The sequence below is a fragment of the Enterobacter sp. MGH 16 genome (assembly GCF_000493175.1).
In the GTDB taxonomy this organism is placed as follows: Bacteria; Pseudomonadota; Gammaproteobacteria; order Enterobacterales; family Enterobacteriaceae; genus Enterobacter; species Enterobacter roggenkampii.
The window spans coordinates 3,428,370-3,442,462 of sequence record NZ_KI535695.1 but is presented as its reverse complement, the minus strand read 5'-3'; the positions used below and the strand labels follow the sequence as shown (position 1 = coordinate 3,442,462).

15 protein-coding genes are annotated in these 14,093 nt (G+C 55.6%); 6 read left to right on the top strand and 9 right to left on the bottom strand.

The genetic code is table 11. The features are described 5' to 3' along the window. Window positions 1-11: 11 nt before the first annotated feature. The 8 genes from panF to L362_RS06780 all read right to left on the bottom strand — a co-directional run bounded on the left by panF (window position 12) and on the right by L362_RS06780 (window position 6,990). Window positions 12-1,463 carry a sodium/pantothenate symporter gene (gene panF, locus L362_RS06745; protein ID WP_008502858.1) on the bottom strand — a complete coding sequence of 484 codons (1,452 nt, stop codon included), beginning with the start codon at window positions 1,461-1,463 and terminating at the stop codon, window positions 12-14. Beyond that, complete coding sequence (locus L362_RS06750) at window positions 1,453-1,695, bottom strand: YhdT family protein (RefSeq protein ID WP_023345001.1); 243 nt, start codon at window positions 1,693-1,695, stop codon at window positions 1,453-1,455. Before L362_RS06750 ends, panF begins: the two co-directional genes overlap by 11 nt. A 108-nt stretch (window positions 1,696-1,803) precedes the next feature. Further along, a complete protein-coding gene (gene accC, locus L362_RS06755) occupies window positions 1,804-3,153 on the bottom strand; it encodes an acetyl-CoA carboxylase biotin carboxylase subunit (protein ID WP_003860388.1) in 1,350 nt (449 codons plus the stop codon). A gap of 10 nt (window positions 3,154-3,163) precedes the next feature. Next, window positions 3,164-3,628, bottom strand: a complete 465-nt coding sequence (gene accB / locus L362_RS06760; RefSeq protein WP_008502856.1) for an acetyl-CoA carboxylase biotin carboxyl carrier protein — start codon at window positions 3,626-3,628, stop codon at window positions 3,164-3,166. Between the two features lie 21 nt (window positions 3,629-3,649). After that, window positions 3,650-4,102, bottom strand: coding sequence for a type II 3-dehydroquinate dehydratase (gene aroQ, locus L362_RS06765; RefSeq protein WP_008502855.1), 453 nt, complete (start codon window positions 4,100-4,102; stop codon window positions 3,650-3,652). Window positions 4,103-4,336: 234 nt separating this feature from the next. Beyond that, the gene (msrQ, locus tag L362_RS06770; protein WP_023294685.1) at window positions 4,337-4,936 is read right to left on the bottom strand and encodes a protein-methionine-sulfoxide reductase heme-binding subunit MsrQ; all 600 of its coding nucleotides are present in this window, start codon (window positions 4,934-4,936) and stop codon (window positions 4,337-4,339) included. After that, the gene (gene msrP, locus L362_RS06775; protein ID WP_008502853.1) at window positions 4,937-5,938 is read right to left on the bottom strand and encodes a protein-methionine-sulfoxide reductase catalytic subunit MsrP; all 1,002 of its coding nucleotides are present in this window, start codon (window positions 5,936-5,938) and stop codon (window positions 4,937-4,939) included. It abuts the gene before it with no gap. 77 nt (window positions 5,939-6,015) lie between these two features. After that, window positions 6,016-6,990: an acrylyl-CoA reductase (NADPH) gene (locus L362_RS06780; RefSeq protein WP_023345000.1), complete on the bottom strand. Its 975-nt coding sequence runs from the start codon at window positions 6,988-6,990 to the stop codon at window positions 6,016-6,018. 182 nt (window positions 6,991-7,172) lie between these two features. On the opposite strand from L362_RS06780, the gene csrD reads away from it, so the two are divergent. Then, the gene (gene csrD, locus L362_RS06785) at window positions 7,173-9,113 is read left to right on the top strand and encodes an RNase E specificity factor CsrD (RefSeq protein ID WP_023326184.1); all 1,941 of its coding nucleotides are present in this window, start codon (window positions 7,173-7,175) and stop codon (window positions 9,111-9,113) included. A gap of 80 nt (window positions 9,114-9,193) precedes the next feature. Here csrD and L362_RS24835 read toward each other — a convergent pair whose 3' ends face one another. Continuing rightward, on the bottom strand, window positions 9,194-9,427 hold the full coding sequence (locus L362_RS24835; protein ID WP_162230876.1) for a hypothetical protein: 234 nt from the start codon (window positions 9,425-9,427) through the stop codon (window positions 9,194-9,196). Here L362_RS24835 and mreB point away from each other — a divergent pair. The 5 genes from mreB (at window position 9,396) to rng (ending at window position 14,068) form a co-directional block, all read left to right on the top strand. Beyond that, window positions 9,396-10,439 (top strand): rod shape-determining protein MreB, encoded by a 1,044-nt coding sequence (mreB, locus tag L362_RS06790; protein WP_000913396.1) that lies wholly within the window; start codon window positions 9,396-9,398, stop codon window positions 10,437-10,439. The two genes, L362_RS24835 and mreB, sit on opposite strands and share 32 nt — an antisense overlap. 62 nt (window positions 10,440-10,501) lie before the next feature. Further along, window positions 10,502-11,518 carry a rod shape-determining protein MreC gene (mreC, locus tag L362_RS06795; RefSeq protein WP_008502850.1) on the top strand — a complete coding sequence of 339 codons (1,017 nt, stop codon included), beginning with the start codon at window positions 10,502-10,504 and terminating at the stop codon, window positions 11,516-11,518. Beyond that, complete coding sequence (mreD, locus tag L362_RS06800; RefSeq protein WP_008502849.1) at window positions 11,518-12,006, top strand: rod shape-determining protein MreD; 489 nt, start codon at window positions 11,518-11,520, stop codon at window positions 12,004-12,006. Before mreC ends, mreD begins: the two co-directional genes overlap by 1 nt. A gap of 9 nt (window positions 12,007-12,015) precedes the next feature. Then, window positions 12,016-12,609, top strand: coding sequence for a Maf family protein (locus tag L362_RS06805; protein WP_023344999.1), 594 nt, complete (start codon window positions 12,016-12,018; stop codon window positions 12,607-12,609). Further along, window positions 12,599-14,068, top strand: coding sequence for a ribonuclease G (gene rng, locus L362_RS06810; protein WP_008502847.1), 1,470 nt, complete (start codon window positions 12,599-12,601; stop codon window positions 14,066-14,068). Before L362_RS06805 ends, rng begins: the two co-directional genes overlap by 11 nt. The last annotated feature ends 25 nt before the right edge of the window (window positions 14,069-14,093 follow it).

Genomic DNA, 14,093 nt, shown 5'->3' with positions numbered 1-14,093 from the left:
GGCAAAACTCTTTATTTATCAGTAGAAATCATAGCGGGCTGTGGGACGGGCTGACCGAAACGGTTCCCCACCACAAACGCCAGTAAACTTAGCAGTAACGAAGGCACAATCGGATGGAAGCCCAGGTACTGGATCTTAAACGTTGCGAGGACGGCGTACAGCACGCCGCCAACAATCATCGCGCTCAGCGCACCGGCAGCATTTGCGCGTTCCCAGTAGAGCCCTAACACCAGCGGCCACAGGAATACCGCCTCAAGCCCACCAAATGCCAGCAGGTTCAGCCAGATGATCATCTCCGGCGGGCGCCATGCGGCTAACAGCAGCAACGCGCCTAGCACCAGCGTAATCACCGCCGACATATGCTTCAGGCGACGTTCATTTTCAACCTGCTCAGGGCGCAGGTTCAGATAGAGATCTTTAATGATCGTAGCGGAACTTTGCAGTAACTGAGCGTTGATGGTCGACATAATGGCGGCCATTGGTGCGGCGAGGAAAATCCCGGCGGCAAAGGGGGGCAGCACTTTGACCATCAGCGTCGGGATAACCAGATCCGGCACGGTAAGATCGGGGATTACCGCGCGCCCTAATGCCCCCGCCAGATGCATACCAAACATCAGGACAGCGACCACAATCGTCCCGATGATGATGCCCTTGTGAACGGCTTTGCTGTCTTTATAGGAGATACAGCGCACGGCGGTATGCGGCAGACCAATTACTCCGAAGCAGACTAACACCCAGAATGAGGTCATAAAGGTCGGAGAGAGGATATCATCTGCGCCCTGCGGCGAGACCAGTTTCGGGTCAATCGCTTCCAGGGTTTCCACCGCGTGAGTGAGTCCACCCGCCGCATGGACAATCCCCACCAGCAGAACGATCGTACCGATGAGCATCACCATTCCCTGCAGCGTATCGTTCAGCACGCTGGCGCGGAATCCGCCAAACGCAGTATAGAGCGCGATGCTTACCCCGAAGATGATGAGGCCTGTCTCGTAAGGGATGCCGGCCGCCGTTTCCAGCAGGCGTGCACCGCCGATAAACTGTACGGTCATCGCACCGATAAACGCCACCAGCAGGCTCAAGCTCGCCAGCCACACCAGCAAGCGGCTCTGGTAACGGGCAAAGAGCATATCGTTGAGCGTCACGGCATTGTAACGGCGCGCCAGAATGGCAAATTTTTTACCCAGTATGCCCAACGAGAGCCAGACGGCAGGCAGCTGGATCATCGCCAGCAAAACCCAGCCTAACCCGTATTTGTAGGCCGCACCGGGGCCGCCAATAAACGAGCTGGCGCTGATATAGGTCGCGGTCAGCGTCATTGCCAGCACAACGCCGCCCATCGAACGGCTGCCGAGGAAATACTCGTTCAGAAAGGCACCGGTCGTTCTTTTGCGCATGGCGTAAATGGACAATCCAAATACGACCAGCAGGTAAGCGACAAGCGGCAGAATGACTTCAAGCTGCATCATCGTCCTCCAGCGGAATATCCCGGTAGATAAATTTCACCATTGCCCAGCACAGCAGGATAAACACCAGCGGAACCAGCAGGCAGGCCAATTCGAACCAGTGCGGCAGGCCGGTGATGCCAATAGCAGAGTCTGGTAAGTAAGCGGTTACTAACCATGCAGCAAGATAGAAAAGGGTCAGCCACAGCGCCCAGCGCGCTTCTTTATGGGCCTGAACAAAACGTTTGTCCATTTTTTGTCCCTTGTGGATGAAGAAAGCGGGGATTGTACATGATGAGGCTTTCCAGGCCCCAGAAATAAAAAAGGCCGGATAATCCGGCCTTTTCACAACACAGGTCTCTTACTTCTCGTTCAGACCGAGTTTTTTCTCCAGATAGTGGATGTTGGTTCCACCATTCTGGAAGTGCTCGTCGCTCATGATGCGCATCTGCAGATCAACGTTGGTTTTGATTCCGTCGATGATCAGTTCCTGCAGGGCGTTCTTCATGCGGGCAATCGCCACGTCACGGTTTTCGCCGTAGCAGATGAGCTTGCCGATCATTGAGTCATAGTACGGCGGTACGGTGTAACCGGCGTAGATATGAGACTCCCAGCGCACGCCAAAGCCACCCGGCGCGTGGAAACGCGTGATTTTACCCGGGCTTGGCAGGAAGGTGTTCGGGTCTTCGGCGTTGATACGGCATTCTACCGCATGGCCTTTCACCACAACTTCTTCCTGCTTGATGGACAGCGGCTGACCGGCTGCGATACGCAGCTGCTCTTTAATCAGGTCAACCCCGGTGATCATTTCGGTAACCGGATGTTCAACCTGAATACGGGTGTTCATCTCAATGAAGTAGAACTCGCCGTTTTCGAACAGGAACTCAAAGGTACCCGCTCCACGATAGCCGATATCGACACACGCTTTAGCGCAACGCTCGCCGATGTAGCGACGCAGTTCCGGAGTAATGCCCGGCGCTGGTGCTTCTTCGACTACTTTCTGGTGACGACGCTGCATGGAGCAGTCACGTTCTGCCAGATAGATTGCGTTACCCTGACCGTCAGCCAGCACCTGAATTTCGATGTGGCGTGGGTTTTCCAGGTATTTTTCCATGTACACCATGTCATTGCTGAAAGCGGCTTTCGCTTCTGCTTTGGTCATGGAGATGGACTGTGCCAGTTCAGCATCGCTGCGCACAACGCGCATACCGCGACCGCCGCCGCCGCCGGACGCCTTGATGATAACCGGGTAGCCAATGCGTTTAGCATGAGCACGGTTAGCATCCATGTCGTCGGTCAGAGGGCCGTCAGAGCCTGGTACGGTTGGTACACCGGCTTTTTTCATCGCGGTGATCGCCGACACTTTGTCGCCCATCAGGCGGATGGTGTCGGCTTTCGGGCCGATGAAGATAAAGCCAGAGCGTTCAACCTGCTCAGCAAAGTTGGCGTTCTCAGAGAGGAAGCCGTAACCCGGATGAATTGCCACCGCGCCGGTGATTTCAGCGGCGCTGATGATAGCCGGGATGTTCAGATAGCTTTTTACGGACGGAGCCGGGCCAATACAGACCGTCTCATCCGCCAGCAATACGTGTTTTAAATCGCGATCCGCGCTTGAGTGCACAGCGACAGTCTTGATGCCCAGTTCTTTACAGGCACGAAGAATACGCAGTGCGATCTCGCCGCGGTTGGCGATAACAATTTTATCCAGCATGTACGCCTCGTTACTCGATGACGACCAGCGGCTCGTCAAATTCAACCGGCTGACCACTTTCGACCAGAATCGCTTTCACAGTACCTGATTTGTCTGCTTCGATCTGGTTCATCATTTTCATCGCTTCAACGATGCACAGGGTATCGCCTACGTTGACTTTCTGACCCACTTCGATGAACGCCTTCGCGTCCGGGCTCGGGGTGCGGTAGAAAGTACCAACCATTGGGGAACGTACGATGTGACCACTGATTTCTGCTGCAGCGGCAGGTGCGGCTTCAGCTGCTGCTGGTGCAACGGCTGCGGAGAGCGCAGGCTGCTGCACTGGCGCAGCGTAAGCTTGCTGCATTACCGGGAAGCTAGCGGCTGGGGCTGCACGGCTGATGCGTACAGACTCTTCGCCTTCAGAAATTTCCAGTTCGGAGATGCCTGATTCTTCAACCAGCTCGATCAGTTTTTTAATCTTACGAATATCCATGAGTGGGTTCCGTACTCTTGTTTAGTGTGATTGTGACAAGCGTTTTACCGCTGTCTGTAAAGCGTATGAATAGCCGTCTGCGCCCAGTCCACAGATAACGCCAGCAGCGATATCCGACAGATACGAGTGGTGACGGAACGGCTCTCGGGCGTGCACGTTACTCAGGTGGATCTCGATAAACGGGATACTCACCGCAAGCAGTGCGTCGCGGATAGCAACACTGGTGTGCGTAAACGCGGCCGGATTGATCAGGATATAGTCCACATTGTCTTTAGCCTGATGAATACGGTCGATGATTGCGTACTCCGCGTTTGACTGAAAATGATCCAAATCCACATTCAGCGACGCTGCTTCCGTGCTCAAACGGTTAACAATTTCGCTTAATGTCAGCGTGCCGTACTTCTCCGGCTCACGGGTGCCGAGCATGTTCAGGTTCGGTCCGTTCAAAACTAAGATCTGGAACTTATCAGTCATTATGCCGCTATCTCCTGCGATTTTCGGGTAAAAAACAAAATATACCGTCGAAGCGCAAATGTCACCTTTTCAGAGGCCAAAAACCACTGTCAGGCGAACCAAGGTCGCACATTATAACGATTTCGTAGCATTTGGCAGCTAAATACTGGTCTTATCAGGGAAGATTATCAACCGCAATCCAAAAAAGATTTGCGGTTGAGAGGCAATCTGCGGGAAAACGCACAGTTTCGCGAACTATCGCAACCACTGGCGGAACTTCTTGTAACGCCATGCTAAAAGCGCCACGGCCGCCAGCGCGTAAAGGACCGGCTGCGGAGAGAGGATCTTCACCGACCACAGATAATGAATGGGTGCGAGGATCGCGACAAGATAGACGAAGTTATGCAGCAACTGCCAGCGACGGCCCAGCTTTCGCTGCGCATATTGCGTGGATGTCAGCGCTAACGCCAGTAAAATCACCCAGCTCACAATACCCAGCGTCAGATAAGGGCGCGTCACCAGTTCGCGGCCAAGCAGTGTCAGATTGTTAATTCCCAGTTCCAGCAGGGCATAGCTGGTCAGATGCAGCGTGGCCCAGGCAAAACACCATAGCCCCAAAAGCCGACGGGTGCGTATCAATAGTGGCTGTTTAGCGTAGCGCGCCAGCGGCGAGACGAGCAAGGTGGCCAGTAAAAATTTCAGAGCCATCCGACCGGTAAAATGCTGGATATCCTTGGCCGGATCGGCGCTAAAAAGCCCCTGGCTGGCGGCCCAGAACAGCCAGATAAAAGGGAGTAATCCGGCTAAATGCAGCAGCACTTTCAGCCAGGTAATCTGTTTTGCCGTTAAACGCACTCAGAAGTTCTCCCGTAAATTGAGGCCACGGTACAGCGAGGCCACTTCATCCGCATAACCGTTAAACAGCAGCGTTGGCTGGCGCTTTACGTCCAGCGCGCCGCCGGAACCGATAAAACGCTCGGTCGCCTGCGACCAGCGCGGATGATCCACGTGCGGATTCACGTTGGCGAAGAAACCGTATTCGTCCGGAGCCGCCAGATTCCAGGTGGTTGGCGGACGCTCGCGGGTGAGCTTAATGCTGACGATAGACTTAATTCCTTTGAAACCGTATTTCCACGGCACGGTCAAACGGATGGGCGCGCCGTTCTGCGGCGGAAGCGCCTTGCCGTAAACGCCGACGGTCAGCAGCGTAAGAGGGTGCATGGCTTCGTCAAGGCGTAACCCTTCAACGTAGGGATACTCCAGCCCGCCGCCAATGAACCGGTCTTTCTGGCCCGGCATCTCGTCCGGCGCATACCGCGTCTGGAAAGCGACATATTTTGCGTTGCTGGTGGGCTCCACCATCGCCAGCAATTTATGCAGCGGGAAGCCGATCCAGGGCACCACCATCGACCAGGCTTCCACGCAGCGCATGCGGTAGATACGCTCTTCGAGCGGGAAACGGGTGGTCAGATCGTGGTGGTCCAGCGTCAGGGGTTTTGCCACTTCGCCGTCGATTTTCAGCGTCCACGGATCGGTTTTGAGACTACCGGCGTTGGCCGCAGGATCGGCCTTGTCGAGGCCAAATTCGTAGAAGTTGTTATAGCCCGTCACTTTATCTTCTGGCGTAAGCGTCAGTTTGTTCTGCCATTGGGCGGGTTTCGTAAAGGTGAGCGGGGCGCCGGAAGGGGCCTTCGGCCGATCGTTGCCTTTAAACCAGTCGAGCAGGTCAGCGTGAGCCGAAGGCGAGAGCGAGAGCGCGGTGGCGCTGATGCCAAGCATTTTCAGGATCTGGCGGCGCTGTAACATAAAGACAGACTCGGACGTTACGTCGGCTTCCGTCAGTTTTCGGTTTTTCATGGCATCCTCCGTCATGCGTTTTCCTAAGCATGACGGAGGAGAGTGATTCGCGCGAATATGTCACGAAAATTTGAAGATTAGGCGATTTTCACCAGCGCGCGACCGTGGAACTGGTTATCCATGATCTTACTGGCATAGTCCGGTGCCTGGCTGAGCGTAATCTCCGTGGCGCTCTGGGTGTAGAAAGATTCCGGCAAATCGCGCACCAGACGTTCCCATGCCTCAGTACGACGAGCCGCAGGTGTCATCACGGAATCCACGCCCTGCAGGCGGACGTTACGCAGAATGAATGGCATCACGGTGGTTGGCAGGGCAAATCCGCCCGCCAGCCCGCAGGCGGCCACGCAGCCGCCGTAGTTCATCTGCGCCAGGACTTTTGCCAGCACTTTATCACCGACGGTATCCACCGCGCCTGGCCAGACCTGTTTTTCCAGTGGACGGGTTTCGGCGAATTCGTCACGGCTGAGAATGCGATTTGCACCGAGCTGGCGCAGGTAATCGTGGGTACTTTCCCGACCGGAAACCGCCGCAACCTGATAGCCCAGCTTGTGCAGTAGCGTCACTGCCGTGCTGCCCACGCCCCCGCTGGCACCGGTGACGACAACTTCCCCCGATTCAGGGCGGATGCCTGCGTCTTCCAGCGCCATCACGCACAGCATCGCGGTAAAGCCTGCCGTGCCGACGATCATCGCCTTGCGGCCATCCATGCCTTTCGGCATCGGCACCAGCCAGTCGCCCTTCACGCGCGCCTGCGTGGCCAGCCCGCCCCAGTGATTTTCACCTACGCCCCAGCCGGTGAGCAGGACCTGCTGGCCCGGATGGAAGCGCGGATCCTCGCTGGTATGTACCCGGCCAGCGAAATCAATACCCGGCACCATAGGGAAATTTCGGATGATTTTACCCTTCCCGGTAATCGCCAGCGCATCTTTATAATTTAAACTGGACCAGTCGATGTCGACGGTTACTTCGCCTTCCGGCAGGCGACTCTCTTCTACCGCCTGCACTGAGGCAAGCGTTTTGCCGTCCTGCTGTTCTAAGATCAAAGCCTGCATACGGGGTCCTCTCGACTCATTTGATTGGAAAATAATTTCTGAAGACTATACTCGCTCAGGGAAACGCAGTGCCGATTTAACGCAATAAATTGCCAGATACACCCGATTTGGTAGTATGCCGCATTTGACATGCAAGTTAGCGCTTACTCGCTACCCCATCAACCCACGGAGTAATCTCAAGGATGCGATTAACGACGAAGTTCTCAGCTTTTATCACCTTGCTGACGGGGCTTACCATTTTTGTCACCCTTCTGGGCTGCTCTCTGAGCTTTTACAACGCCATTCAGGACAAACTGGTTAACCGGGTACAGTCTGTCGCGTCGGTAATTGATACGCGTCTGCTGACGACGCCGCTACCGGCACTCTCCAGGGAGCTCGATGAGCTGATGGTACCTGTTGATATTGTTCAGATCGACATTCAGCAGGGAAAGCATCGTGTGTTAAGCCACGAACGCCCGGGAAGCTATCGGCCTGCGGGCGTGGTGAGCCAGTATCGGGAAGTGACCGTACATTCCCTTAAAAATCCGGGGATGACCATACACATGGTCTATCTCGATCCGATGGCCAGCTATTTCCGTTCCATGATGACCACCGCGCCGCTCACCGTCGCGGTGGCGTTTATCGTCCTGCTGATCTTTCTCGCGGTCCGCTGGCTGCGCCGCCAGCTCTCCGGCCAGGAGCTGCTGGAGATGCGCTCCGTGCGGATCCTTAACGGTGAACGCGGCCCGCAGGTCCGTGGTTCAGTCCACGAATGGCCGTCACGCGCCAGCAGCGCGCTGGATACGCTGCTCTCGGAAATCCAGTTTGCCAGCGACCAGCGCAGCCGTATGGATACGCTGATCCGCTCCTATGCCGCGCAGGATAATAAAACCGGCCTCAACAACCGCCTTTTCTTTGATAATCAGCTCGCCACGCTGCTCGACGATTCGGAAAAAGTGGGGACGCACGGGGTGGTGATGATGATTCGCCTGCCTGATTTCGATCTCCTGCGCGACACCTGGGGACAGCGGGCCGCGGAAGAAAATCTCTTTACGCTGATCAACCTGCTCTCCACCTTTATTATGCGCTACCCGGGCGCGCTGCTGGCCCGCTACCACCGCAGCGACTTTGCCGTGTTGCTGCCGCATCGGACGCTGAAGGAGTCGGAAAGCATCGCCAGCCAGCTGCTGAAGGCGGTTGATGCGCTGCCGCAGAGCAAAATGCTCGACAGGGACGATATGGTCCACATGGGGATCTGCGCCTGGCGTGGCGGACAATCGACAGAACAGGTGATGGAGCATGCGGAAGCGGCCACCCGCAACGCCGTGCTGCAGGGCGCGAACGGATGGGCGGTCTATGATGATTCGTTGCCGGAAAAAGGGCGCGGTAACGTGCGCTGGCGTACGTTGATTGAGCAAATGCTAAGTCGCGGCGGACCGCGTATTTATCAAAAACCCGCGGTCATGAAAAACGGTAACGTTCATCACCGTGAACTGATGTGTCGTATTTTTGACGGTACGGAAGAGGTTATTTCTGCGGAATATCTGCCAATGGTGCTGCAATTTGGGCTGTCCGAAGAGTATGACCGTCAGCAAATTAGCCGCTTGATTCCGTTTTTATCATTCTGGCCTGAAGAGAGCCTGGCGTTACAGGTCACCGTGGAGTCATTAATACGCCCGCGTTTTCAGCGCTGGCTGCGTGATACATTAATGCAATGCGAAAAATCGCAACGCAAACGCATTATTTTTGAACTTGCTGAGGCGGATGTAGGTCAACACATCAGCCGGTTACGTCCGGTGGTTCGTTTGATCAACGCGCTCGGCGCGCGCGTCGCGGTGACGCAGGCAGGTTTGACGCTGGTCAGCACCAACTGGATCAAGGAGCTGGATGTGGAGCTATTAAAGCTACATCCGGGGCTGGTAAGGAATATTGAAAAGCGCACGGAAAACCAGCTGCTGGTACAGAGCCTGGTTGAGGCGTGCAAAGGAACGCGAACACAGGTGTTTGCCGCGGGCGTGCGCGCCAGAGGCGAATGGCAAATGTTAACAGAGCGCGGTGTAATGGGTGGTCAGGGGGATTTTTTTGCTGCCTCTCAGCCGCTTGACACCAATGTGAAAAAATATTTGCAAAGATACTCGGTTTGACCTGCCGTTTACGCTGTTTTCACGTAGAATATCGCGCCTGTAGCTTTGAGTATGTCGAGCAAAAAGCCAGTGAACGACCTTTAACGGGTTACAAAGGTCAGTAAGGAATGCTGCTGTTTACTCAGCCCTGAGGGAGTCAGGGGATGATTTTGTAACATCAGGAAACGTACTGCACAAATTTTCACCGTTGCAGATGATTTTTGCGCCTTGTCGCTGCTGCGTGTGGTTGGTAAAGTAAGCGGATTTTGTTTTCCGCCCCAGCTTTCAGGATTATCCCTTAGTATGTTGAAAAAATTTCGTGGCATGTTTTCCAATGACCTGTCCATTGACCTGGGTACTGCGAATACCCTTATTTATGTAAAAGGACAAGGCATCGTATTGAATGAGCCTTCCGTTGTGGCCATTCGTCAGGATCGTGCAGGCTCGCCGAAAAGCGTAGCCGCTGTGGGTCATGACGCGAAGCAGATGCTGGGTCGTACCCCTGGCAACATCGCCGCTATTCGCCCAATGAAAGACGGCGTTATCGCTGACTTCTTCGTGACTGAAAAAATGCTTCAGCACTTCATCAAGCAGGTTCACAGCAACAGCTTCATGCGTCCAAGCCCGCGTGTTCTGGTGTGTGTGCCGGTTGGCGCAACCCAGGTAGAGCGTCGCGCAATCCGTGAATCTGCTCAGGGTGCAGGTGCGCGTGAAGTGTTCCTGATTGAAGAGCCAATGGCGGCGGCAATCGGTGCAGGTCTGCCTGTGTCTGAAGCGACCGGTTCCATGGTGGTGGATATCGGTGGTGGTACCACTGAAGTGGCCGTTATCTCTCTGAACGGCGTGGTGTACTCCTCTTCCGTACGTATCGGTGGTGACCGCTTCGACGAAGCCATCATTAATTATGTGCGCCGTAACTACGGCTCTCTGATCGGTGAAGCCACCGCAGAGCGTATCAAACACGAAATCGGCTCTGCATATCCGGGCGATGAAGTGCGCGAGATCGAAGTACGTGGCCGCAACCTGGCTGAAGGTGTTCCACGCGGTTTCACCCTGAACTCCAACGAAATTCTGGAAGCACTGCAGGAGCCACTGACGGGTATCGTGAGTGCGGTAATGGTCGCGCTGGAACAGTGCCCACCAGAGCTGGCGTCCGATATCTCCGAGCGCGGTATGGTTCTGACCGGTGGTGGTGCGCTGCTGCGTAACCTCGACCGCCTGTTAATGGAAGAGACAGGTATTCCTGTCGTAGTTGCAGAAGATCCACTGACTTGCGTCGCCCGTGGTGGTGGCAAGGCGCTGGAAATGATCGACATGCACGGCGGCGATTTGTTCAGCGAAGAGTAGTCGAGTTTGAGAGGGTAGCAATTTGCTACCCTTTCTCTCTGACGCGAGAATACGCATAGCCTATGAAGCCAATTTTTAGCCGTGGCCCATCGCTACAGTTTCGCCTCATTCTGGCGGTTCTGGTTGCGCTTGGGGTCATTATTGCCGATAGCCGCCTCGGTACGTTCAGCCAGATCCGAACGTACATGGATACCGCCGTCAGTCCTTTCTACTTTATATCAAATGGTCCCCGTGAACTGCTCGACTCCGTTTCTCAAACGCTGTCTTCACGAGACCAGCTCGAACTTGAAAACCGGGCATTACGCCAGGAACTGCTGCTGAAAAACAGCGAACTTCTGATGCTGGGGCAATACAAGCAGGAAAACGCGCGTCTGCGTGAGCTGCTCGGCTCGCCGCTGCGTCAGGATGAGCAGAAGATGGTTACCCAGGTGATCTCCACCGTGAACGACCCTTACAGCGATCAGGTTGTGATCGACAAAGGGAGCGTCAACGGGGTGTATGAAGGCCAGCCCGTCATCAGTGATAAAGGCGTAGTAGGCCAGGTTGTTGCCGTCGCCAAACTGACCAGCCGCGTGCTGCTGATTTGCGACGCCACGCATGCGCTGCCGATCCAGGTGCTGCGCAACGACATCCGCGTGATTGCGGCCGGGAACGGCTGTACGGACGATCTGCAGCTGGAACACCTGCCGGCCAACACGGATATCCGCGTGGGCGACGTGCTGGTGACCTCCGGTCTGGGTGGCCGCTTCCCTGAAGGCTATCCGGTTGCGGTGGTCTCTTCGGTGAAGCTGGATACGCAGCGTGCCTATACCGTGATTCAGGCGCGTCCAACCGCCGGTTTACAGCGTCTGCGCTACCTGCTGCTGCTGTGGGGCGCCGATCGTAACGGTACTAACCCGATGACGCCTGAAGAGGTCCATCGTGTGGCAAATGAACGCCTGATGCAGATGATGCCGCAGGTTCTGCCGCCAGCGGACTCTATGGGGCCGCCTGCGCCAGTCCCGGCACCGGCAACGGGGTTAACGCAGCCGCTGCCGGATGCGCCGCCACCGCCTAAACTCTCTTCGGGAGGGCAGTAGTGGCAAGCTATCGTAGCCAGGGACGCTGGGTCATCTGGCTCTCGTTCCTCATTGCACTGTTGCTGCAGATTATGCCCTGGCCGGATAACATTCTCGTTTTCCGGCCAAACTGGGTCTTGCTCATTTTGCTCTACTGGATCCTTGCCCTGCCGCATCGCGTAAATGTCGGCACGGGTTTTGTGATGGGTGCCATACTGGATCTCATTAGTGGCTCTACGCTGGGCGTACGCGCCTTGTCCATGAGCATTATTGCGTACCTCGTCGCACTGAAATTCCAGCTCTTCCGTAACCTCGCGCTCTGGCAACAGGCCCTGGTCGTGATGCTGTTGTCGCTTGCTGCGGATATCGTTGTTTTCTGGGCAGAGTTTTTAGTGATCAACGTCTCTTTCCGACCGGAAGTGTTCTGGAGTAGTGTAGTAAACGGTGTGCTCTGGCCGTGGCTATTCCTGCTGATGCGTAAGGTTCGCCAGCAGTTTGCTGTGCAATAAAAGGTTTCTATGACGTCTTTGTATCTCGCTTCCGGCTCCCCGCGCCGTCAGGAACTCCTGACGCAGCTTGGGGTCTCTTTTGAACGCATCGTGACCGGCATTGAAGAAAAACGTGCTGAGGGCGAAAGTGCTCAACAGTACGTGTCACGTCTGGCGCGCGAGAAAGCGCAGGCGGGCGTGGCCTGCGTGCCGCGCGATCTGCCCGTGCTGGGAGCTGATACCATCGTTATCCTTAACGGTGAAGTGCTGGAGAAACCGCATGACGCGGAACACGCGGCGCGCATGCTGCGCAAAATGTCCGGGCAAACGCATCAGGTGATGACGGCCGTCGCGCTGGCGGACAGCCAGCACGTGCTGGATTGCCTGGTGGTGACGGATGTCACGTTCAGAGTACTTACCGACGACGAGATCGCCGCTTATATTGCCAGCGGTGAACCGATGGATAAAGCAGGTGCATACGGTATTCAGGGGCTGGGTGGCTGTTTTGTCAGGAAGATTCATGGCAGCTATCACGCCGTAGTCGGCTTACCGCTGGTGGAAACGTATGAGTTGCTGAGCAATTTTAACTCACTGCGTGAGGGAAGGGATAATTATGACGGCTGAATTGTTGGTAAACGTAACGCCATCGGAAACCCGTGTGGCCTATATTGACGGTGGCATTCTTCAGGAAATTCATATTGAGCGTGAAGCGCGGCGCGGAATAGTAGGCAATATCTACAAAGGTCGTGTCAGTCGTGTACTGCCGGGTATGCAGGCGGCTTTTGTAGATATTGGACTGGATAAGGCGGCATTTTTACATGCCTCCGACATCATGCCGCACACCGAGTGCGTCGCGGGCGAAGAGCAAAAACAGTTTGCCGTGCGTGACATTTCTGAGCTGGTGCGTCAGGGCCAGGACTTAATGGTGCAGGTGGTGAAAGATCCTCTTGGTACCAAAGGCGCCCGTCTGACCACCGATATCACCTTACCTTCCCGCTATCTGGTGTTTATGCCCGGCGCGTCGCACGTGGGCGTTTCGCAGCGTATTGAGAGCGAAAGCGAGCGCGAGCGCCTGAAGAAAGTCGTCAGCGCCTACTGCGATGAACAGGGAGGATTTATCATCCGCACCGCCGCGGAAGGGATCAGCGAGGAAGACCTGGCGTCAGATGCGGCTTACCTGAAGCGCGTCTGGACAAAAGTGATGGAGCGTAAAAAACGCAACCAGACCCGCTATCAGCTCTATGGTGAGCTGGCGCTGGCGCAGCGCGTGCTGCGTGACTTTGCCGACGCGCAGCTCGACCGCATTCGCGTGGATTCCCGCCTGACGTATGAAGCGCTGCTGGAGTTTACCGCTGAATATATCCCGGAAATGCCGGGCCTACTGGAGCACTACACCGGGCGTCAGCCGATCTTCGATCTCTATGATGTCGAAAACGAGATCCAGCGTGCCCTGGAGCGTAAGGTTGAACTGAAGTCCGGCGGCTATCTGATCATCGATCAGACCGAAGCGATGACCACCGTCGATATCAACACCGGCGCGTTCGTCGGCCATCGCAACCTGGATGACACCATCTTCAACACCAACATCGAGGCCACGCAGGCCATTGCGCGCCAGCTTCGTCTGCGCAATCTGGGCGGCATTATCATCATCGACTTCATCGATATGAGTAATGAAGACCATCGCCGCCGCGTGCTGCACTCGCTTGAGCAGGCCCTGAGTAAAGATCGCGTGAAAACCAGCATCAACGGCTTCTCACAGCTGGGGCTGGTGGAAATGACGCGTAAGCGTACCCGCGAGAGCGTGGAGCATGTGCTGTGTAATGAATGCCCGACCTGCCATGGACGCGGAACGGTAAAGACGGTTGAGACCGTCTGCTACGAGATCATGCGTGAAATCGTCCGTGTTCATCATGCCTACGACTCCGATCGTTTTCTGGTCTATGCTTCCCCTGCGGTGGCTGAAGCGCTGAAAGGCGAAGAGTCACACGCGCTGGCGGAAGTGGAAATCTTTGTCGGCAAACAGGTAAAAGTACAAATTGAACCGCTCTATAACCAGGAGCAGTTTGACGTCGTGATGATGTAAGCGCAGTACGCTGCGTGACCAAAGC

Coding starts and splice junctions, on each gene's coding strand:
- L362_RS06750 (WP_023345001.1), bottom strand. CDS start 1,695: ATGGACAAACGTTTTGTTCAGGCCCATAAAGAAGCGCGCTGGGCGCTG.
- mreB (WP_000913396.1), top strand. CDS start 9,396: ATGTTGAAAAAATTTCGTGGCATGTTTTCCAATGACCTGTCCATTGAC.
- accC (WP_003860388.1), bottom strand. CDS start 3,153: ATGCTGGATAAAATTGTTATCGCCAACCGCGGCGAGATCGCACTGCGT.
- csrD (WP_023326184.1), top strand. CDS start 7,173: ATGCGATTAACGACGAAGTTCTCAGCTTTTATCACCTTGCTGACGGGG.
- mreC (WP_008502850.1), top strand. CDS start 10,502: ATGAAGCCAATTTTTAGCCGTGGCCCATCGCTACAGTTTCGCCTCATT.
- panF (WP_008502858.1), bottom strand. CDS start 1,463: ATGCAGCTTGAAGTCATTCTGCCGCTTGTCGCTTACCTGCTGGTCGTA.
- rng (WP_008502847.1), top strand. CDS start 12,599: ATGACGGCTGAATTGTTGGTAAACGTAACGCCATCGGAAACCCGTGTG.
- accB (WP_008502856.1), bottom strand. CDS start 3,628: ATGGATATTCGTAAGATTAAAAAACTGATCGAGCTGGTTGAAGAATCA.
- aroQ (WP_008502855.1), bottom strand. CDS start 4,102: ATGACTGATAAGTTCCAGATCTTAGTTTTGAACGGACCGAACCTGAAC.
- L362_RS06805 (WP_023344999.1), top strand. CDS start 12,016: ATGACGTCTTTGTATCTCGCTTCCGGCTCCCCGCGCCGTCAGGAACTC.
- msrP (WP_008502853.1), bottom strand. CDS start 5,938: ATGAAAAACCGAAAACTGACGGAAGCCGACGTAACGTCCGAGTCTGTC.
- L362_RS06780 (WP_023345000.1), bottom strand. CDS start 6,990: ATGCAGGCTTTGATCTTAGAACAGCAGGACGGCAAAACGCTTGCCTCA.